We start from the raw sequence: 18,623 nt of genomic DNA, 5'->3' as shown, positions 1-18,623 counted from the left end.
GAATCATTACATTTGCATTACAACAGTAAGCGTCAGCTACCCAATCTTTACCGCTCTCTCCGCGTCGAGTAATGAGGTACCCTGACTTTTTCGGACACTCTAGTTTGGTAAACTTCACCAACTGGAGAACTTATGACACGCTCACAAACCTACACACCGGAGCTTCGGGAAGAAGCGGTAAAACTGGTCCTGACACAAGGCCTGACGCTGGAAGATGCTGCGTTGCGCCTGACCATTCCAAAGGGCACGCTGGCAACTGGGTGAGTGCGGCAAGGCGCGGCACGTCGCCCAAAGTGGCCCCCGGCAGCCGCGGTTGTGTCGCGTTGTTGATCCGAAGACGGAATTTTCCAGGAAAGGAACTGGGGTGCCTCAAACTGGACGGACCTGTGCTGCCAGCGCATAAAATTGGTCGGCGAACGACATCGCATCGGTTCCGTTGATTGCGAACTGGCCCTTGCGGATCATGTGCATGAGCTCAACGCCGGCGAGCACGCAGTGGGCGGCGCGGAACGATTTGAAGTTGAGCATCGGACTGGTTACCCGCTTGATGGCGCGATGGTCCTGTTCGACGATGTTGTTGAGGTACTTGACTTGGCGCACCACGATCGGCACGTCACGGCTGGCGTTGATCGCATCGATCGCCGCCTTGTTGGCCCCGCTCTTGTCCATCGCGACTTTGTCCGGATCGCCGTGCGCTCCCATCGCCTTGTCGAAGAAGCGCTTCGCTGAGACCATATCGCGTTTGGCCGTGAGCAGGAAGTCGACGGTTTTGCCCTGCTTGTCGACGGCGCGGTACAGGTATTTCCAGACGCCCTTGACCTTGATATACGTCTCATCCATTCGCCAGCTGCCACCGACCGGGCGCTTGTGTTTCCGGGCCATCTTCTCGACGAGAGGCAGGAAACGAATCGCCCACCGATTGATCGACGAATGGTCGACCGATACGCCGCGCTCTTCCATCATTTCTTCCAGGTGCCGGTAGCTCAGCGGGTATGCTACGTACCAGCGAATGCAGACCAGGATCACATCGATCGGAAAGCGCATCCCTTTGAAGTTGAGCATGGCGATTCATCCAAGGTTCGGGCGCCGTAGCTTACCTGATCGGCCATCGACGGTATGCTAATGCGACAGAACCCGTGCCATGTATGGCCATTCGCACCATTAAGCCGGATCGCCACCGGCACCTGTTCAGTATCAACGCGCACGTCCGTCAGCCTTACTGTGCCAGTGAATTGTTGGCAGCCTGACCCCGGTGCATTCAATGCGGCGCTCATGTTGGTGAGCCCCGCCGGTTCTCGGCGAATTACAGGCGGAATTGTTTGCGCAATATTCCGTTTTGCAGGACTTCGACTATCAGGCTTGGATCTTAGCTAACAAAGATGGAGCTGGAATTTTATTTTCGGTCACACCACCCGAACCAATGGTCATTGTGGGATGGAAGCCCGGCGCTTTAAAAGCACTTCGCGGCCAGTACTGTGTTCAGTATATCCTTGATGACGGAAGTTCACATTATGTCACTGACCGAGGCAAAGTTCAGCGTCTTGGCGCTGATGAGGTGGAAGATCTCGTAACCATCATGAACAAGGCTTTTGACAAAGGTTGGAAAGAGCGTGATCCGTATTGCGTATCCCCGAATCATTCGGTGTTCGGCAAATACTCGACTATGATGCCAAGCCTTAAATCAGGACAGCGTCTTTTGAGGTGTAAGCAGGCAAAATCCACTGCGTTTTCCCCAGCTATCGACACAACGTACTCGAGCCCACAAAGCTATTACGCTCCGCTGGCGGCCCTTCTTGATAGAAAAAACGGCGAGCCAATCGTCATAAGAAATACGGTATTTCTGGTAAGTCAGCCGTTAGATTTGGCCGCATTACTTGAGAATTGGCGTGAGGCCGGTTTGCAGTTACCAGAATATTCTGTAGCCATTTTGCACAGCGATGCGGATTTCGATGCATTAATGGTTAAGTGTTTGCAACTAGGATTGCAACTTTTGATTGATCCGATTTTTAACCTTCGCGGTACGCTGATAAAGGCATATGATGTGCAAGCGCTCGATAGCCTGATCAATAAGCGAAGAGAGTCATAGCTGAACGCGATATCCTCGTGACTAGACTTTTCCATGGTAAGCTAAAGTTGAGCTAGCCGGAATTTTTCTCTTGATTGGCCAGACCTGCGCGCGATGCAGTTGTACCTCAAATGAGGTGCGCGACCTTACTGATATTCAGTCCAGAATGAGCAGTACCACCAGGATACCGATGGCGATCAGCCCGAGCTGCGGCAAGCTGTCGCGCCAGGTATCCTTGCGCTGCAGTTGCGGCATCAGGTGGCTGATGGCGACGTAGAGAAAACCCGCCGAAGCGAAGGTCAGCACATAAGGCACCAGGTTGCCGGCCTTGTCGAGCATGTAGTAACCAAGCACGCCTCCCACCAGGGCCATCAGGCTGCACAGCAGGTTGAACAGGTAGGCGCGCGCCCGGCTATATCCTGAATTGAGCAACACCACGAAGTCGCCCACTTCCTGCGGAATTTCGTGGGCCACGATGGCCATCCCGGTCAGGATGCCAAGCGCGGGATCGGCCAGGAAGGCAGCAGCAATCATGATGCCGTCGGTGAAATTGTGCAGGCCATCGCCAACAAGCACCATCCAGGCGCTGCGCGTTGTCCCATGGCTGCCGTGGTGATGGCCGTGCCCCACCGATTGCGCCGGATGGGACGCATCGGCCGGCGTGCCGCCGTGGACGATCGCCATTTTTTCGAGCATGAAAAAAGTCAGGAGGCCGCCAAGCAGTGTGGCAAACAGGCTGACCGGCGCAACCTTGGATTCGATTGCCTCCGGCATCGCGTGTAACAGCGAGGTGGACAGCATAATGCCGACCGACAGACTCACCATGCGTTCAGCCATCCGGGCCAGCAGCCCGAATGATAAAAAAGCGGCGGCGGAAATGCTGACCACCCCGGACAGCGTGGTGGTCAGTAAAATTGCGCGGAGCGTAGCATCCATTTGATACTTCTTTTCAAATCAAGTGAGCGCCACGTTCAGCGCAAATTTCACCGCCTATGGCAAAACGCTTATTGCAGCACGCCGCTGGCCTTGGCGGCGTGGGTCGCCAGCGCATCCATTAAGGCCGGCGACAGGCAATCGTAGTAAGGCAGGCCCAGCTTGGCCAGCGCAGCGCGCACGCCGGCCATGTCGGCCGGGTTGGTGCCCGACTCGATGATCGACGAGACGAAAGCGGCAAATTCCACCGGCGACCAACCGCTTTCCGACGACAGTTCGGTGTGAACGAAATCGAGGCCGAAGAAGGCATGCGCTTCGTTCTCGATACGGCCAACCATGTGGACGCCGCAAACATTGCACGCGTGGCGACGGATGGTCGCACTGGCGTCAACAACGCTCAGCTTTTCAGCATGGGCAGTGACACTGACCTTGTCGCGCGCCACCACGGCGATCTGCGCGAACAGCGCGCCTTCCGGCTTCCAGCACTTGGTGCAGCCGCATGCGTGGTTGTGCGCAGTCTGGCTGGCGATGGTGACTTCGACCTGGTCGCTGCTGCATTTGCACAGCAGCTTGCCGCCGGTGAAATCGGCTGCGGCGGGTGGACGTTGTTGGCCGATGGCCGGATGGATCGTGTACTCGGTACTCATGGTGTTACTCCTTGTGAAATCAATGCTTCGTGGTGAAACTTCAGGTGATCGTCGATCACCGTGGCGATGAAGTAGTAGCCGTGGTCATAGCCGGCATGGCGCCGCAAGGTCAGTGGCTGGCCGGCCGCCGCGCAAGCGGCTTCGAATGCTTCGGGGAACAGCTGGTCGGGCAGGAATTTGTCAGCCAGGCCCTGATCGATCAAGATCCCGTGCGGGAAAGGCTGGCGCCGCGCGGCCATCAGCACGCTGGCGTCATACGCATCCCAGGCGGGCGAGCGCGGCCCCAGGTAGGCCGAGAACGCCTTATCGCCCCAGGGTGCCTGCGTAGGCGCGCTAATCGGCGCCATTGCGGACACCGACTTGAACAGCGCCGGGTTGCGTAGCGCCAGGACCAGCGCGCCATGGCCGCCCATCGAGTGGCCTATGATGCCGACCCGGTCGGCGTCGGCCGGCAACTCGGACAGCACCAGTGCATGCAGTTCCAGCAGATAGCTGTACATGCGGTAATGGGTACGCCAGGGCGCCTCGGTGGCGTCGACGTAAAAGCCGGCGCCGACACCGAGATCCCAGGCGTCGCTCTCACCCGGCACGTTCGCGCCGCGCGGGCTGGTGTCGGGGGTAATCAACATCAGCCCCAGCGCGGCAGCCTGCCGCTGCGCGCCGGCCTTGGTGGCGAAGGTTTCCTCGTTGCAGGTCAGCCCCGCCAGGCAGAACAATGCGGGCACGTTGCCATCGGCTGCCTGCGCTGGCAGGAAGACGCCAAACCGCATCGGCAGGCCAATGGCGGAGGACTGGTGCCGGTAGTAACGCTGGACGCCGCCGAAGCAAGCGTGTTCGCTGATCAGTTCAAGCATGGCAGCGCCTTAGTAGAGAACGACCGAGCGGATCGATTCGCCCGATTTCATCAGGTCGAAGCCCTCGTTGATGCGTTCGAGTGGCAGGCGGTGCGTGATCAGGTCGTCGATATTGAGTTTGCCTTCCATGTACCAGTCGACGATCTTCGGCACGTCGGTGCGGCCACGGGCGCCGCCAAAGGCGGAACCGCGCCACTCGCGGCCCGTCACCAGCTGGAACGGCCGGGTGGAGATTTCCTGGCCTGCTGCGGCCACGCCGATGATGAACGACTTACCCCAGCCCTTGTGGGTGCACTCGAGTGCCTGGCGCATCAGGGTGGTGTTGCCGACGCACTCGAAGCTGTAGTCGGCGCCGCCGTCGGTCAGCTGGACGATGGCATCGACCACGTTTTCCACTTCGTTAGGATTGATGAAATGGGTCATGCCGAACTTGCGCGCCATGTCCTGGCGGGCCGGGTTGATATCGACACCGATGATCTTATCGGCGCCGACCATCTTGGCTGCTTGAATGACGTTCAGGCCGATACCACCGAGGCCGAACACGACGACATTGGCACCCGCCTCCACCTTGGCCGAGAACAGCACCGCGCCCACACCGGTGGTGACGCCGCAACCGATGTAACACACCTTATCGAACGGTGCATCTTCGCGGATTTTCGCCAGCGCGATTTCCGGCACCACGATGTAGTTCGAGAACGTCGAGGTACCCATGTAGTGGAACAGCGGCTTGCCGTCGAGCGAGAAGCGGCTGGTCGCGTCCGGCATCAAGCCGCGGCCCTGGGTCGAGCGGATGGCCTGGCACAGGTTGGTTTTTTGCGACAGGCAGAATTTGCACTGGCGGCATTCCGGTGTGTACAGCGGAATCACGTGGTCGTCTTTTTTCAGTGTTTTCACGCCCGGGCCCACGTCGACCACGATGCCGGCACCTTCGTGGCCGAGAATGGCCGGGAACAAGCCTTCCGGATCGGCGCCCGATAACGTGTAGTAATCGGTATGGCAGATGCCGGTGGCTTTCAGCTCGATCAGCACCTCGCCTTCGCGTGGTCCCTGCAAATCAACTTCTTCGATGGTCAGTGGTGCGCCGGCGCGCCAGGCTACTGCTGCTTTGGTCTTCATGGATGTACTCCCGTAAAAGAATTGGTGAATAACGCCAGGCCATTCTGACCGCGCACCATCCCCGAACGGCGGAACCGGGCCGAGAATGGCCGGAATTGATGCCATAATGACCGGATTTTCCGCTCATCATTGCCCACTACACCATGAAGTTGTCCTCTGCAAGCGCTGCCATTACTGTCGATATCATCGTGTACCCGGGGTTCAAGGCGGTCGAAGCGATCGGGCCAATGTCCGTGTTCGAGTATGCGAATCTGCACCTGCAGCGGCGCGGCAAGGCATCGGGCTATGACGTGCGGGTGGCCTCGTGCACCGTGGGGCCGGTACGCTCCGACACGCTGATGTCGCTCGATGCCACCAAGGCGCTGAGTACACTTTCCCTGCCCGATAACGCAATCATCGTGGGGGCACGCCATATCCAGGCAGCACTGATCGATAGCGCCGCCATCATCGACTGGGTAGCCGCCGTGGCACCCCGCATCAAGCGTTTGACCTCGCTGTGTTCGGGCGCGTTTTTCCTGGCGGCGGCGGGCGCCCTGAACGGCAGGCGCGCCACGACACACTGGGGCGTGGCGGAGCGACTGCAAGCCGACTATCCTGCTGTCCAGGTGGATGCCGATGCGATCTTCGTGCGCGCCGACCACGTCTGGACGTCAGCCGGCGTTACGGCGGGCATCGACTTGGCTCTGGCACTGGTGGAAGAAGATTTTGGACGGGAACTGGCGCTCGAGGTGGCCACCGAGATGGTGGTATTTCTTAAACGTCCGGGCGGGCAATCGCAGTTCAGCGCCCACTTGCTCAGCGAGCGCACCACGCGGCCCAATATCCGCGAGCTGCAGAACTGGATCCTCGAAAACTTGCAGGAAAAGCTGTCGGTGACGCAGCTGGCCCAGAAGGCCATGATGAGCGAGCGCCACTTCACCCGGGTGTTCCAGCAGGAAGTGGGCGTCAGCACCCAGGAATTTATTGAGCGCTGCCGCTTTGAAGGCGCCACCACTTTATTGGCGGAATTGACATTGTCGCTGAAGACCGTGGCGGCGCGCGCGGGGTTCACCGACGAAGCCCACATGCGCAGGGTGTTTCAGAAGAAGCTGGGGATCACGCCCAAGCTTTATCGGGAGCGCTTTGCTACGACCGGGGTCGATGGCTGAGTGCGCGTGGCACGCAACCAGCTGGCAAGGATTGCAAGGTCTGCGGCTCCGTTAAGCGATCTAATCCCGGCATCGGTCATTTGGTACGGCGCTCGCCACGCTGTTGCATTTTCTCGCATGACGCAATCTAAAGATGTCGCTAATGATCGCAGCAATTCTGTTTGATGGCCGAACTATTGATAAAGTGGGTTTTATGGAGGGCCTTGGCTGCCGTCGCCGTGGCAAGCCACCGCTGATCCACGTTCGCTGCGCTGTGCCGCGCCGGTGAACTTTCCCAGCAATCCCGACTCCAAGTCTGCAATGGTGGATACCGATTGAGCGCGGAAGCTAGGAGGCGAGCAGTAAGCGTCCAGCCGCGCCACCTATGCAGCGCACGCAGGTTTGGATACAGTACAGAATTGGCGGCAGCTAATCTATCTGGCTGTTGGGGAACGTCGGGAGACTTTGAATACGTCGGCCGGCGAGCGCACACGGCTTGAGGCAACCGCGAGCCCGGATGATGTCTCGCCACGAAACCCGGTTGCGGGGCGCGCTGGCGCATATCACCGAAATGCCAGCAGTCGTTTGAGATGACGCCGCTTCCCAGCGGTGTGGCGCCATCTCGATCCAATCTCTCTAGCACTCAAGATGGCGCTGAGCGAACACTTACGTCGCAAAACGCTACTCCGATCAGTCGAAGCAGTTTAATCGGCAGCGCTCAGGATTTCTGCCGCCGCAGCGAAATCGAGCTGCTGTGTAAAGCCCAAAATTTTCTCCATTTGATCTCGCTGCGCCGGAGGTGCCGCAGCGGCCAAGTTCTGGACAGCGTCCAGCGCCTGCATATCCGCTGACCGGAGCAATTTCAATGTGTCGGCGCGCAGGGTTCTGTCGCATTAGCATACCGTCGATGGCCGATCAGGTAAGCTACGGCGCCCGAACCTTGGATGAATCGCCATGCTCAACTTCAAAGGGATGCGCTTTCCGATCGATGTGATCCTGGTCTGCATTCGCTGGTACGTAGCATACCCGCTGAGCTACCGGCACCTGGAAGAAATGATGGAAGAGCGCGGCGTATCGGTCGACCATTCGTCGATCAATCGGTGGGCGATTCGTTTCCTGCCTCTCGTCGAGAAGATGGCCCGGAAACACAAGCGCCCGGTCGGTGGCAGCTGGCGAATGGATGAGACGTATATCAAGGTCAAGGGCGTCTGGAAATACCTGTACCGCGCCGTCGACAAGCAGGGCAAAACCGTCGACTTCCTGCTCACGGCCAAACGCGATATGGTCTCAGCGAAGCGCTTCTTCGACAAGGCGATGGGAGCGCACGGCGATCCGGACAAAGTCGCGATGGACAAGAGCGGGGCCAACAAGGCGGCGATCGATGCGATCAACGCCAGCCGTGACGTGCCGATCGTGGTGCGCCAAGTCAAGTACCTCAACAACATCGTCGAACAGGACCATCGCGCCATCAAGCGGGTAACCAGTCCGATGCTCAACTTCAAATCGTTCCGCGCCGCCCACTGCGTGCTCGCCGGCGTTGAGCTCATGCACATGATCCGCAAGGGCCAGTTCGCAATCAACGGAACCGATGCGATGTCGTTCGCCGACCAATTTTATGCGCTGGCAGCACAGGTCCGTCCAGTTTGAGGCACCCCAGTTCCTTTCCTGGAAAATTCCGTCTTCGGATCAACAACGCGACACAACCCGCATAGCTCACGTCCGGCTGCGTCGAATACGCGCAATGCGCGCACGTCCTCGGTGTCAAAATAGAGCAGCACCGGCTTGCCAATCAGGTCCGCCCGCCCGGCCAGAGCATGGCTCGTGTAGCGCGCGCCGAAGAAATGAATATAGGGCCGCACACCCTTGACGATGCTGCCACGCACGTGTCCTTCGTGTTCGTGCTGGAGCAGACACAGGTTGCGGCGCATGGGCTCGGCCAGCCAGCGCAGCGCACTCTGTTTTTCGCGCAAATAATAGCCCAGCATTTCCAGAGGCGAACGGCCGCCCAGGCTAGTGTGCGAAGCGGCGTTGTAGTTGGCGATCGCCACCGCGGTCAGTTCCATCAATTCGTCGAGCCGGACCACGGCCGGCGCTGTGCCGGTCAGTTCCGCAAGGTGACGACGGGGATCGGCAGGGCCGGTGCCCGTGGTGCCGGGCAAGCGGTGCGCAAGGACTGATGCCAACATGCCGAAAAAACGTTCAATATGGGGGCGCTCGTTGGGGCGGTAAGCAGGACCGGCATGGACGCCACAGCCGACAATATCGGTCAGTACGCGCAAGGTGTCCTCGGCGAGATTGGCTTTCGCATTGTCGAAGCGGAACAAGTTCCAGAGCGCATAGCCAAGTTCCGGGAAGCGCTCGGAAGGCATGCCGGCGCCAGAGGCAAAGCGCAGGCCGGGAATAGTCAGGGCAGGAGGGCGCCACGGGACAAGAGCCCGCTCGACCGTCTTGAGTACGTCGAAGCGACTATATTCCGGTTCGAGCACGATGTGGTAACCCAAGATCGCCCGACTGCAAATGTCGATGATACTGAGCAGCCAGACGCGATCGATTTCGAACGATTCCTCGACGCCGGCGACGCGTTCAAAGACGATGCGCAGCCGCACGTCGACCCGGTGTCCGTCGAATTCAACGGCATCGAACGGGATGGTCGCGACCAATGGCAGGCCTTCGGCGTTCGGACGTACACCGCCGGAGCGTTTTTGCGCGAGCGCGGCGCGCGCTGCCAGTTCAAAAGAGCGCGTGGCGATGGACTTGACCGCCGCGGCCAAGCTGCGGATCCCTTGCTCGTGCTGAACCAGGGGATAGTCCCGTTGCGTCAGGCCCAGCTCAAGACAAAGCAGGCGAAAGCGCTTATGCAGTGCGCTCAGCCCGCTGACAACAAGGCCGTTTGGCCCGTCTCTTAAAACGACGTGGTGTGCTTGCAGCTCATGGACGATCAGGACTTCCAGCTCAGGGTGACGTTCCAGCAATTGCTGGAATGCGCCAGCCTTGCCAGCAGGACCGGATCGGACGCTCGTTGCCGAGCGCCGGTAGGACTTGACGTGTTCGTAGGGAACGAGTGCGCGCAAGCCCTGCAGACGTCCGTCGGCATGGGTCTGTAGGCAGCGTTCGTAGAGCCGGCGCACGGAGCTGAACGGCACGCCGGTGGCGGCCTCGATGGCACGCAGGGAGGCGCGCTGACAATACAGCCGAACCGCTTCTTCACGGGCGCGAAATATTTTTTGTTGATCTCCAGAGAGGGTTGGCCAAGCCACGGTCGGCCACAATGTCGGGTCGGCGCGATCCGTCACAGCGGCGCTGCGACGGCCAGTCATATCGATTCCTTCAGCAATTCGATCGCCGGCCCCAACGGCCGATCACGCAATGACTTCGCCTTGATGCGCCCTCTGTGCAGTAACAGGAATACCGCGGTGCGGACAAGCACGGTGTCATATGGCTGAAAGTCGCGTTCGAGTTGCCCCAGCGTTGGCGCGGTCGATGTCGCCCGCTCGACATCGAGCAACAACCTTTCGCTGACAAAGCGCTCATTCGACGCAAGGTAGGGCAGGATGCGCATCCAGTTCTCGATCCAGATGCTGTGGGCGGCAAGATTTTGGACATGCACATATCGCACACCGATATCGTCGTCGGGACTCAGGACCCCAGCCCGGGCCGGTTGTGGCGTGGGCGTAACGATCCAGCACATTTCGCGTCGCCCAGCCCTCACCCAAAAATCGAGCAGTTGCCGACTGTTGTCATGACGCCAGTACGCTGGGCGCTCGCAATAACGAAACACCCGGGGATTACTTTCGAGGAGCGCCCAAAGCCGAACATGGAACGGGTCGAAGAGCGTCACTCGGCGCTTGAGCTTGGGGGCGAAAAACTCAAAGCGCGACGCGCCTTTGGGCCGCTCGCTATCGATCGGATGAGTGAAGCGTGAGTGTGAATTGCCAGGCGCCATGCGGATCTCCGCTGGTTTTTATACAATTTAGCACTTTTGCCGCGCATTTCAAGGATGTCGCAACTTTACTTCGAACACATGCGAAGTAAAAGTGTACCCATCAAAAACGGGATTGGCGTAAATTCAGGGACTTACGGGCGCTGGGGTGTATGCACAATTACTTCGATTGACGCTAAGAGAAGAGCTAGAGACTGGTCTGGACAGCCGGCCGCCAGTCAAAATGAAGAGATATCGCAACAAAAATCAGAATTAAAATTCTTTAAAAACAAAAACTTAGGTCAAATTTTGGGGATTTTTACAAGAATCCGGGCCGACCCTCGTGAGGGCTGCTGGGCGATCCTTGAGCTATGCCAATGCAAGCGGCTTGATCGCTTTGGCGATGGCTTTGCCAGCGGATATCTCGGCCATACGCAGGTCATACGCACTTTGGAGATTCAACCATCCTTGAGCCTCACTGCCAAAATAGCGCTCCAAGCGAAGTGCCGTATCAGCGGAGACGCCGCGCTCACCTTTGGTGATCTCGCTGAGACGAGAGTACGGAACGTGCAGGGCCAGAGACACAGCGCGCACGCTGACGCCCATGGGCTTAATGTAGTCCTCGACCAAAATTTCGCCGGGGTGGATAGGACGCATACCATTTTTGAACATAATGCCCTCCGTGGCTGTTCAGGTTTTTCTATGCGGGGCTAGGCCCCGCTCAGTGTGGGTCTTCGATCAGCACTTCATAAGGGCCGCTATCACCCCACTTGAAGGTCAGACGCCACTGGTCGTTAATCCGCACATGCCAAGCGCCGTCGTACTCTTTCAGGTCGTTACCCGGCGGCGCCTTCATGAAATTCACCGAGGGAGCCGCGTCGAGCTGGGCCAGCTTGCGCTCGGCTACGTTCTTAATGTTGACGAATCGGCGACTCCTGCCTGTGGTGAACAGGGCTTGCGTGTCGGGACAAGCGAAGGATTGAATTGGCATACTTTCATATTATCCGTTATCCGGTTAACAGTCAACAAAACGCGAGAATTTTCCTCGTTACATTTAGTTGGACGGCTGAAGCATCTGGAGTGAAGCCTGCCAAAAAATTTATCTCCTGTTCACTTGATGCTATCCGCCGGGCCCGCGCGGGCCACGCGGCCTGGCGTTTCTCGTTCCCAACTCTCGATCAGATCGATCGCGTCCTGCTCCGTATAGCCCATCGTCGTGTCGACGCTGGCATGGCCCAGCGACGTGGCCACGCTACGCAGATCCTGACCCGACAAGAGCGAGGTCATCGCGAAGGTATGCCGCAGCCAGTGTGCCGATACCCGAGCCAAATGCGCTGCGCTTGCGCCATCACCGGCTTGCTCCAGCAGAAGGACTGCATCACGTATCCGACCTTTGATGATGCCGTGCAGTCCTTGCCGGCTCCCCACGTCGCGCCATTCACCAAACAGCCGCCGGTCCGACGCGCTCTTGATCCGGCTCCCGATCTCCCTTTTTTTGGTGCGCACTGACAGCACAAGCCCATACTGCTGGGGGTCCGGCCCAGGCATCGGGTCCAGTCCGAACGCGCGCCGGTAGGCAATAAAAGCTTCCAGGAACGCCACGCTCACCGGTACCGTGCGCTGTTTGCCGCCCTTGGCCGTCTCTGCCTTGACCGTCATGGCCCAGTAGGTGTTGCCGCTGTTGGGGTTGTACAGCAACCCGACGGCATCCATTTTCGCCCCGATGAGTTCCGACGCCCTCAGTCCCGACTCGCGCAGGCAAATGAAGATGAAGCAGTCGCGCAGGTAAATCTGATGGTCTTTCTGGGTCGGCCGCGGCGCCTCCGCCATCACCTGCAGCACCAGGTCAAACAAATCATCCCCCACGGCGCGTTTTTTGTCCAAGCGGCGCTGCTTCGGCGCTTGGACGAGCGCCATCGGATCGAGGCGCAGATAGCCGGTGCGATGCAGGGCGCTGAACATGGCCTTGGTAAAGCGCATGATGTCGGACTGGGTGCTGACGCCGGGCTGCTTCTGGAACGGTGAGTAGTCTGGCGCACCAGGTGCGATATTGATAGTACGCAAGGACGAAGCAGGCAGCTGTGCCAGGTAGTTGCGGAAGGTTTTGACATCTTGCAGGGTCCAGGTCGACGGCGGACGTCCCAGTTCGCGCTCGCAATACCAGCGCAGCTTGGCCAGATGGTAGCGGTAGGTTTTGAGCGTTTCATTGGAACCGCTTCTGCTGTTGTCGGCCACCGCGGCCAGCCACACATTGATCGCTTCCCAGTCGTCGGCGACCGGCCCCAGGCTGTGCACCGGCTGGGGGGCGGCAACCGTCATTTGGCCGGCGCCGTGGGAATAGGGGGTCAGTCCGGTCATCGCGCTGGACCTCCTTTGCTGAACGCCATTTGCCGGTACATGTCCACTTGCTGCTCCTTGTCTTTGAGTTGTTGCTCCAGCTGCGCGCAGCGCTCTTTGGCCGCGCGCGTTTCTCCGCGAACGCCATCGATGGCCTGCATGGCAAACTGCCGGCTGCCATGCAGTTCTTCCGCCATCGCGCCCAGCGCCGCCGCCTGGTCCTTGACGTTCTGGTACAGCACGGCCAGCTCGCGCGCGCGCTCCTCTGCCTGGGTGGCGGCAGCTTGCGCCTCGAGCGCCATCCGGGCGGCCTGCGCCCGGGTTTTAATTAAATCCTCTTCGGTGACGGCGAGACGCTCGCGCAGATAGTCGTTGTGGGCTTGCATGCCGGCCGAACGATCCTGGCCGGCAATCGCACGATCCTGTTGATCGAGTCGCGCTGCCAGGTGGTGCAGCAAGCCAATGATCTGCTGGAGTTCGAGTCCCGTTTCCCGCGCCGGCGCCGGTGCGTGGACTGATGGCGCTGCCTCAGCTGCCGGCAGTGGCGTTGCCGCAGCGATGCCCACCGACACCGCGCGGCTTTTGAGGTCATGCTCCAGCAAGTTTTTTTCGGTCTCGAGCGTGGTCGTCGACGGCGTGCGCTCGGGCGCGTACGCCTGCAGCAGCTTGCGATAGGTGCCGGCGCTGTAAATGCGCCCGGTCGCGTGGTGCACTGCCCGTAGAAAATCGTGTACGAACGGACGATGCTGGCGCGGGTTGTTGGCGTGACGGGTACGCATAGCGCCCAGTTGCATCACCAGGCTGCGCGCCTGATCGTCGGTGAGCGCAAAACGCGGCCGGCCGGCGTTGCGCGGCAGCGATGCCAACGCTGGCGGCGGTTGGAACAGCGGGTCTGGTGGTGGGTGCATGGTGCGCGCAATCGTTCGGGTCTGCCGGCGCGGACATCACGACGGCGTGGATGAAAAAGAGCATAGCACGACTGGCCAAACAGCGGTATTTAAACCGGTATTCTTCATCCATAAACGTACCTGTCATTTACCCTATAATACTTAGCCCATATTAAGTATGATAGATTTCAGGAACGGATTCGCTGGAAATTCTGGCGTCCCGATGACTAAATCTGCTTCCAGATGTGTACGAACAATAAAGTCGGACACAAAACAATAAAGTTCGACACAAAACAATAATGTTTGACACAAGAGGCCAAGGTGGCCATGCTCCTAGGATCTTCCGCTTTCGGCCACAAGCGGCCAGTCAGTATACATACTTTGGACCGATGATTATGAGCAATCCTGAACGGATCGATGAGTACAAATTGAGGTACCCTGACTTTTTCGGACACTCTAGTTTGGTAAACTTCACCAACTGGAGAACTTATGACACGCTCAACAACATACACACCGGAGCTTCGGGAAGAAGCGGTAAAACTGGTCCTGACACAAGGCCTGACGCTGGAAGACGCCGCGTTGCGTCTCACCATTCCCAAGGGCACGCTAGCGAACTGGGTCAGTGCGGCAAGGCGCGGCACGTCGCCCAAAGTAGCCCCTGGTAGCCGCTCCGTGCCGGAGCTTGAGGCTGAGGTAACCAAGCTGCGCAAAGAGCTTGCCGAGGCACGCATGGAGCGCGATATCGTAAAAAAAGCGGCAGCGTACTTTGCGCGGGAGTCGCTGCCAAGTACGCGGTCATGAAGACCTTGCGACTCGAATTTCCTGTCACCATCATGTGCCGCGTCTTTAGCGTCTCGCGCAGCGGTTTCTACGCTTGGGCGAACGGCAAACCGTCGCAGCGGGCGCAGGACGACGCACGCCTGAAGGTCGCCATCGAGGCCGTGCACGCGCAGAGCCGGCAGACTTATGGCCCGTTGCGCATGCAGCCGGAACTGACGGCGCAAGGCTTTCCGGCCGGCCGTGATCGTATCGTCCGTCTGCGTCGCGAGCTCGCCCTGCGCTGCAAGCAAAAGCGCAAGTTCAAGGCCACCACGAACTCGAATCATGACCTGCCGGTGGCCGACAACCTGCTCAATCAGACTTTCGCGCCGACCCGGCCGAACGAAGCCTGGGTGACCGACATCACCTATGTGGCGACCGGCGAGGGCTGGCTTTACCTGGCCGGTATCAAGGACGTGTTCACCTGCGAGCTGGTGGGCTACGCGATGGACGAGCGCATGACGCAAACGCTGACGGCAACAGCACTGTGGAAGGCCGTGCGCAACAAACGCCCCGCGCCGGGCTTGATTCACCACTCCGACCGTGGCAGTCAGTATTGCGCCCACGACTATCAGAAACTGGTGACGCAGTTCGGCATGAAGCCGTCCATGTCGCGCCGAGGAAACTGCTATGACAACGCGCCCATGGAAAGCTTCTGGGGCAGCCTGAAAAACGAGCTGGTGCACCATCAACGTTACGCGACCCGGGCCGACGCGAAAGCCGCAATACAGGAATATATCGAAAGCTTTTACAACCGCCAGCGACGCCATTCGCGCCTTGGCAATGTTCCGCCCGCGTTGTTCGCTGAAAAATTCAGCAAACAGCCGCGGGTGGCTTGAAACAAGAGTGTCCGCTATTGACAGTACACCTCAAATATCTATGGGATGGATCTCAGCCAGGGTGGGTTTTGAAGCGGTTCTGCGGTAACTATGTCGATCTTTCGCTGGCTTTTCCTACCACCGGTCCATCGACACGTGAGCTAATGGCTGTAAGGCGGACTGTTGCGCCCTATACTGCCCTGCCAGTGCATGAAGTGGTGACCCAGTTGCGTGGGCAGGAATCGCTGCTTCTAGGGCGATTTGAGCCGAAAGAAGCCCGCCTAGTTGCTGCAGCGTGTCGCCGCGAGGATTTGAACCTCGTCGAGAGTATCGTCGACGCGCCAGAATTTCTACCGATGAATGAGTTAACCGGCGTAGCATTGATCATCGAAGATGATCTACTTGCCGAGCATGTATGTACCGAGGCGCTACTTCACGGGATACCTGTGCGTCAGGTTGAATTTTGAGAGCAGTGACTCACGCAAACAACGCGAACGGCTGCTTTGGGGCGATAGCTGCCGGCCGCGTATGCCCAAGGAAACCCGCAGGTTGTGTCAAACTTTATTGTTGCAAGCCGAAGGCTTGAGAAACTTCGACTGGCGTTTGTGTCAAACTTTATTAGCATGCGCAGCGTGATGAAATTGGTCGCCTCATAGGAGGGCTTGTGTCAAACTTTATTGTTCGTCCACACCAGATTGTGACTAAATTTGGTCCGGCCCTCCACGCACTAGCACGGGTCCAACATTTTGGGCGGTCACGTCCCGTCTTCATCAGATGTCGGATCACCGGTGTCCGGTCGTGCGACACATAGGTCCACAGGCGGGAAGTTTTGGTTTTTCAGTCAATTCCGTTTAAAAAAGCGATTCTCCAACTAAAAGCGCGACTGGCTTTTGCCGGGAGCATCACTCGGAGAGCGTGCGCCGAAGTCGCAGCGCCCGAGCACACGGGCACGGCGCCTGCCGTCAACGCGCAGCGGCCGATATCGAGGCTGGCCAGCTGCTCGACGTGCAGCGCGGCTGGCCACCAGCATGGCCACCGACGGTGCCGAGCCGCCGCCGCCAAGCGCGTGCCGGCCAACTGCAGCAGCTGGCGCAGCAGCGCTGGCAGTTGCGCCAGGGCGATCGCCCGCCGCTCGATCGGGCGGTCACCAGGCGGCGCCCGCACGGCGCTGGCCACCGACGCGCCGGCGGTCGATATCGAGGTGAGCCAGCTGGACGACGTGTAGCGCAGCGTACGCCACGAGCGTGGCTCTGCGCCGAAGTGCGGCCGATAGGCGCGCGCGCAGGCCAGCTTCAGCAGCTGGCGCAGCAGCGCTGGCAGTTGCACCAGAGCGATCGCCCGCCGCTCGATCAGGCGATCACCAGGCAGCGCCGGCAAGGCGCTGGCCACGACCGCTCAGCGGCCAGGATCTTGGTCGGCCAGCCGGTCGACGTCCAGCACAGCGCACGCCATCAGCATGGCCACGGCCGGCGCCGTGTTCTCGCCGTCAAACCCGGACATGGGTCAAGGCCTGCAGCTACTGCAGCGGCTGTCGATTCCAGTCGCTATGGTGGACCCCGACCCGGTGCTCGCACCGTCCGCCCGTTGCGACGGGCGCCCTCCTCTGCCGCTGGCCACCCGTGCTATGTCAACACCAGGTAACTGCACGGCATGCCGGCGTCTCCCGCCTGGTGCTGCGGCCTGCCGCAGGTGCCAGGCACCCCCACTTCCCTTTCGCTGATCGAACCCACGGTGTCAATCCATTTTTTGCTTGAACAATATACCGACGGCGACCGGCTGGCCGCCGTCCACGCCGGCCAGCGCCTGCAACCGTACCGCGTCGGCCATCGGGCATTTGACCGGCATGGCCTGCACGCCGTGAGTCAGCAGCCAGATGGTGCGGGTGACCCCGTCGGTGAACGAGAGGACCGGGTGCTCGGTCACGTCGACGCGCTCTAGCACTTGCCACAGCAACCGGCGACGCCACACCGGCGTTTCCAAGCGTCGAAGCTCACAGCTGACGGTGGCCAGCGGCACCGGGTTGACACGGCCCTCCGTAAAATGCTTGTCCGGCCAATGGAACTTGCGGTCCAGCGGCCAGGTCTCGGGGCTTTGGTGCGCCACCTCTGGATGGCTGCTTCCCGGCTGGCGCCATAGCTGCAGGAACCGCTCGGCGTCGACCTCTACGACCGCCCATGCTTCGCCGTCAGATCCAGGATCCTCCTCGGACATATAGACCATGTCGCTGTCGGTGTGCACGGTGAACAGTGCGCCCTGGTAGTGGTGAATAGCGTGAACACCGGCGAAGGTGCGCAGCGCCGTCATGGCGAACAACTATCGCCGGCACTGGCAGGCCGCTTGTCCCCGCGCGCCAGTTTCGAGGAGGACGGGCTGCAGTTCCGTTCGGCCGGCTTACCGTTGATGAACTGCTTGCCGAGGGCTGGCGCGTGATCGCTGGCGGCTATGGCACGGAACCGACCGGGCTCGCACCAGAATGCCACATTGACGCCTTGCTGAGCGGCGAACAGTTGCTGGGCCTGAGCACAGTTCTGGCGGTTATACGCCGCCCCGTCCAGAGCATCGAAGGTGGCGACGTGCAGGCGCAGGGCCGCATTGGTCACGCTATTCCGGTATAGGGTGTAGATCGCAGCATCCGGCGCTGCCTGAGCCCATGCGAGCTGCATGGCGACCGCGGCCAGGATAAGCATGCCGAGACGGGACATACTGGAAACGTTCATCGTCTTATCTTTTCAGCAAGGATCGACGTGTTTGCGCGCCAGCGGCGCGAGGAACACCAGGCGGCCGTCCGCCTCGTAGGTCGCCCGCTCATGCTGATACTCGCTCCCCGCAGTGTTCCTCTCCTCGCAGCCCCGGTAGATGCTCCAAGAGGTTTCAAAGTCGATGTCTACCTGAGTGGGGCAGTCCTCGTTGATCGCCACGCTATCCACCTTGACCTCGTAGATTTCCGCGCGGTCGTCGGCGTGGTCGTCCAGTAGCGCGTGCGCGACCTCATATAAGAACCTCCCGCCGTTCTCGTGCAGGACCTGCTGAAGCTGGTCCGCGTCCAGGCCTAGACCGACTAAAACCGACATCTCACGCATTGCCTGCTCCTAGCAGAATAA

22 protein-coding genes are annotated in these 18,623 nt (G+C 59.7%); 6 read left to right on the top strand and 16 right to left on the bottom strand.

Features of this window, described 5'->3' with window-relative positions:
* The first annotated feature begins 132 nt into the window (after positions 1–132).
* Positions 133–264, top strand: a complete 132-nt coding sequence (locus tag CLU90_RS29780; protein WP_162995655.1) for a transposase — start codon at positions 133–135, stop codon at positions 262–264.
* A 105-nt stretch (positions 265–369) separates the two neighbouring features.
* On the opposite strand, the gene CLU90_RS28295 is transcribed toward CLU90_RS29780, so the two are convergent.
* Positions 370–1,062: an IS6 family transposase gene (locus CLU90_RS28295; RefSeq protein WP_198511364.1), complete on the bottom strand. Its 693-nt coding sequence runs from the start codon at positions 1,060–1,062 to the stop codon at positions 370–372.
* A 253-nt stretch (positions 1,063–1,315) separates the two neighbouring features.
* Between CLU90_RS28295 and CLU90_RS29560 the strand changes: the two genes are divergently transcribed.
* Positions 1,316–2,086: a hypothetical protein gene (locus CLU90_RS29560; RefSeq protein WP_139335868.1), complete on the top strand. Its 771-nt coding sequence runs from the start codon at positions 1,316–1,318 to the stop codon at positions 2,084–2,086.
* 135 nt (positions 2,087–2,221) lie between these two features.
* On the opposite strand, the gene CLU90_RS28290 is transcribed toward CLU90_RS29560, so the two are convergent.
* The 4 genes from CLU90_RS28290 to CLU90_RS28275 form a co-directional block, all read right to left on the bottom strand.
* A complete protein-coding gene (locus CLU90_RS28290; RefSeq protein ID WP_076573242.1) occupies positions 2,222–3,001 on the bottom strand; it encodes a ZIP family metal transporter in 780 nt (259 codons plus the stop codon).
* Positions 3,002–3,069: 68 nt separating this feature from the next.
* Complete coding sequence (gene gfa / locus CLU90_RS28285) at positions 3,070–3,645, bottom strand: S-(hydroxymethyl)glutathione synthase (RefSeq protein WP_076573243.1); 576 nt, start codon at positions 3,643–3,645, stop codon at positions 3,070–3,072.
* Positions 3,642–4,499 carry an S-formylglutathione hydrolase gene (fghA, locus tag CLU90_RS28280; RefSeq protein WP_076573244.1) on the bottom strand — a complete coding sequence of 286 codons (858 nt, stop codon included), beginning with the start codon at positions 4,497–4,499 and terminating at the stop codon, positions 3,642–3,644. Before fghA ends, gfa begins: the two co-directional genes overlap by 4 nt.
* Before the next feature lie 9 nt (positions 4,500–4,508).
* Positions 4,509–5,615, bottom strand: coding sequence for an S-(hydroxymethyl)glutathione dehydrogenase/class III alcohol dehydrogenase (locus CLU90_RS28275; RefSeq protein WP_076573245.1), 1,107 nt, complete (start codon positions 5,613–5,615; stop codon positions 4,509–4,511).
* A gap of 143 nt (positions 5,616–5,758) precedes the next feature.
* Between CLU90_RS28275 and CLU90_RS28270 the strand changes: the two genes are divergently transcribed.
* Entirely contained in the window at positions 5,759–6,763 is a 1,005-nt protein-coding gene (locus CLU90_RS28270) for a GlxA family transcriptional regulator (protein WP_076573246.1), read from the top strand.
* Between the two features lie 683 nt (positions 6,764–7,446).
* Here CLU90_RS28270 and CLU90_RS29555 read toward each other — a convergent pair.
* Positions 7,447–7,584: a hypothetical protein gene (locus tag CLU90_RS29555; RefSeq protein WP_157808917.1), complete on the bottom strand. Its 138-nt coding sequence runs from the start codon at positions 7,582–7,584 to the stop codon at positions 7,447–7,449.
* 112 nt (positions 7,585–7,696) lie between these two features.
* Here CLU90_RS29555 and CLU90_RS28265 point away from each other — a divergent pair, with 112 nt between their 5' ends.
* A complete protein-coding gene (locus tag CLU90_RS28265) occupies positions 7,697–8,389 on the top strand; it encodes an IS6 family transposase (RefSeq protein WP_198511364.1) in 693 nt (230 codons plus the stop codon).
* Here the strand turns inward: CLU90_RS28265 and CLU90_RS28260 are convergent.
* The 6 genes from CLU90_RS28260 to CLU90_RS28235 form a co-directional block, all read right to left on the bottom strand.
* Positions 8,356–10,059: a Mu transposase C-terminal domain-containing protein gene (locus CLU90_RS28260; protein ID WP_083708559.1), complete on the bottom strand. Its 1,704-nt coding sequence runs from the start codon at positions 10,057–10,059 to the stop codon at positions 8,356–8,358. The two genes, CLU90_RS28265 and CLU90_RS28260, sit on opposite strands and share 34 nt — an antisense overlap.
* Entirely contained in the window at positions 10,056–10,685 is a 630-nt protein-coding gene (locus tag CLU90_RS28255; protein ID WP_076572389.1) for a hypothetical protein, read from the bottom strand. The genes CLU90_RS28260 and CLU90_RS28255 overlap by 4 nt, the downstream gene beginning before the upstream one ends.
* 345 nt (positions 10,686–11,030) lie before the next feature.
* Complete coding sequence (locus CLU90_RS28250; protein WP_070223558.1) at positions 11,031–11,333, bottom strand: HigA family addiction module antitoxin; 303 nt, start codon at positions 11,331–11,333, stop codon at positions 11,031–11,033.
* Between the two features lie 49 nt (positions 11,334–11,382).
* On the bottom strand, positions 11,383–11,652 hold the full coding sequence (locus CLU90_RS28245) for a type II toxin-antitoxin system RelE/ParE family toxin (RefSeq protein WP_070223560.1): 270 nt from the start codon (positions 11,650–11,652) through the stop codon (positions 11,383–11,385).
* A gap of 119 nt (positions 11,653–11,771) precedes the next feature.
* Entirely contained in the window at positions 11,772–13,019 is a 1,248-nt protein-coding gene (locus CLU90_RS28240; protein WP_076572387.1) for a tyrosine-type recombinase/integrase, read from the bottom strand.
* Positions 13,016–13,906 (bottom strand): hypothetical protein, encoded by an 891-nt coding sequence (locus CLU90_RS28235; protein WP_157808916.1) that lies wholly within the window; start codon positions 13,904–13,906, stop codon positions 13,016–13,018. The genes CLU90_RS28240 and CLU90_RS28235 overlap by 4 nt, the downstream gene beginning before the upstream one ends.
* 468 nt (positions 13,907–14,374) lie before the next feature.
* On the opposite strand from CLU90_RS28235, the gene CLU90_RS28230 reads away from it, so the two are divergent.
* Together CLU90_RS28230 and CLU90_RS29550 are read left to right on the top strand one after the other, a co-directional pair.
* Positions 14,375–15,543 (top strand): IS3 family transposase gene (locus tag CLU90_RS28230; RefSeq protein WP_100429255.1). Its coding sequence is split into 2 segments (ribosomal slippage): positions 14,375–14,639 and positions 14,639–15,543, totalling 1,170 coding nucleotides; the frame shifts between segments, so codons are not numbered across the junction.
* A gap of 17 nt (positions 15,544–15,560) precedes the next feature.
* Positions 15,561–15,989 (top strand): hypothetical protein, encoded by a 429-nt coding sequence (locus CLU90_RS29550; RefSeq protein WP_157808915.1) that lies wholly within the window; start codon positions 15,561–15,563, stop codon positions 15,987–15,989.
* Between the two features lie 370 nt (positions 15,990–16,359).
* Here CLU90_RS29550 and CLU90_RS28220 read toward each other — a convergent pair whose 3' ends face one another.
* From CLU90_RS28220 to CLU90_RS28205, 4 genes are all read right to left on the bottom strand, one after another.
* Complete coding sequence (locus CLU90_RS28220) at positions 16,360–16,911, bottom strand: hypothetical protein (protein WP_100429641.1); 552 nt, start codon at positions 16,909–16,911, stop codon at positions 16,360–16,362.
* A 345-nt stretch (positions 16,912–17,256) separates the two neighbouring features.
* Complete coding sequence (locus CLU90_RS28215) at positions 17,257–17,826, bottom strand: plasmid fertility inhibition factor family protein (RefSeq protein WP_100429640.1); 570 nt, start codon at positions 17,824–17,826, stop codon at positions 17,257–17,259.
* Positions 17,823–18,239: a hypothetical protein gene (locus CLU90_RS28210; protein WP_070224734.1), complete on the bottom strand. Its 417-nt coding sequence runs from the start codon at positions 18,237–18,239 to the stop codon at positions 17,823–17,825. The genes CLU90_RS28215 and CLU90_RS28210 overlap by 4 nt, the downstream gene beginning before the upstream one ends.
* Before the next feature lie 12 nt (positions 18,240–18,251).
* Positions 18,252–18,602, bottom strand: a complete 351-nt coding sequence (locus CLU90_RS28205) for a hypothetical protein (RefSeq protein ID WP_070224733.1) — start codon at positions 18,600–18,602, stop codon at positions 18,252–18,254.
* Between the last annotated feature and the right edge of the window lie 21 nt (positions 18,603–18,623).

The organism is Janthinobacterium sp. 67 (assembly GCF_002797895.1).
GTDB lineage: Bacteria > Pseudomonadota > Gammaproteobacteria > Burkholderiales > Burkholderiaceae_D > Janthinobacterium.
Note: the sequence above shows the minus strand (reverse complement) of the source record. Positions and strands in the feature narration are given on the sequence as shown.

What these genes read in the sequence shown, in the direction of transcription:
- CLU90_RS29780 (WP_162995655.1), top strand. Translation starts at nt 133, where the DNA reads ATGACACGCTCACAAACCTACACACCGGAGCTTCGGGAAGAAGCGGTA.
- CLU90_RS28295 (WP_198511364.1), bottom strand. Translation starts at nt 1,062, where the DNA reads ATGCTCAACTTCAAAGGGATGCGCTTTCCGATCGATGTGATCCTGGTC.
- CLU90_RS28290 (WP_076573242.1), bottom strand. Translation starts at nt 3,001, where the DNA reads ATGGATGCTACGCTCCGCGCAATTTTACTGACCACCACGCTGTCCGGG.
- gfa (WP_076573243.1), bottom strand. Translation starts at nt 3,645, where the DNA reads ATGAGTACCGAGTACACGATCCATCCGGCCATCGGCCAACAACGTCCA.
- fghA (WP_076573244.1), bottom strand. Translation starts at nt 4,499, where the DNA reads ATGCTTGAACTGATCAGCGAACACGCTTGCTTCGGCGGCGTCCAGCGT.
- CLU90_RS28275 (WP_076573245.1), bottom strand. Translation starts at nt 5,615, where the DNA reads ATGAAGACCAAAGCAGCAGTAGCCTGGCGCGCCGGCGCACCACTGACC.
- CLU90_RS28270 (WP_076573246.1), top strand. Translation starts at nt 5,759, where the DNA reads ATGAAGTTGTCCTCTGCAAGCGCTGCCATTACTGTCGATATCATCGTG.
- CLU90_RS29555 (WP_157808917.1), bottom strand. Translation starts at nt 7,584, where the DNA reads ATGCAGGCGCTGGACGCTGTCCAGAACTTGGCCGCTGCGGCACCTCCG.
- CLU90_RS28265 (WP_198511364.1), top strand. Translation starts at nt 7,697, where the DNA reads ATGCTCAACTTCAAAGGGATGCGCTTTCCGATCGATGTGATCCTGGTC.
- CLU90_RS28260 (WP_083708559.1), bottom strand. Translation starts at nt 10,059, where the DNA reads ATGACTGGCCGTCGCAGCGCCGCTGTGACGGATCGCGCCGACCCGACA.
- CLU90_RS28255 (WP_076572389.1), bottom strand. Translation starts at nt 10,685, where the DNA reads ATGGCGCCTGGCAATTCACACTCACGCTTCACTCATCCGATCGATAGC.
- CLU90_RS28250 (WP_070223558.1), bottom strand. Translation starts at nt 11,333, where the DNA reads ATGTTCAAAAATGGTATGCGTCCTATCCACCCCGGCGAAATTTTGGTC.
- CLU90_RS28245 (WP_070223560.1), bottom strand. Translation starts at nt 11,652, where the DNA reads ATGCCAATTCAATCCTTCGCTTGTCCCGACACGCAAGCCCTGTTCACC.
- CLU90_RS28240 (WP_076572387.1), bottom strand. Translation starts at nt 13,019, where the DNA reads ATGACCGGACTGACCCCCTATTCCCACGGCGCCGGCCAAATGACGGTT.
- CLU90_RS28235 (WP_157808916.1), bottom strand. Translation starts at nt 13,906, where the DNA reads ATGCACCCACCACCAGACCCGCTGTTCCAACCGCCGCCAGCGTTGGCA.
- CLU90_RS28215 (WP_100429640.1), bottom strand. Translation starts at nt 17,826, where the DNA reads ATGACGGCGCTGCGCACCTTCGCCGGTGTTCACGCTATTCACCACTAC.
- CLU90_RS28210 (WP_070224734.1), bottom strand. Translation starts at nt 18,239, where the DNA reads ATGAACGTTTCCAGTATGTCCCGTCTCGGCATGCTTATCCTGGCCGCG.
- CLU90_RS28205 (WP_070224733.1), bottom strand. Translation starts at nt 18,602, where the DNA reads ATGCGTGAGATGTCGGTTTTAGTCGGTCTAGGCCTGGACGCGGACCAG.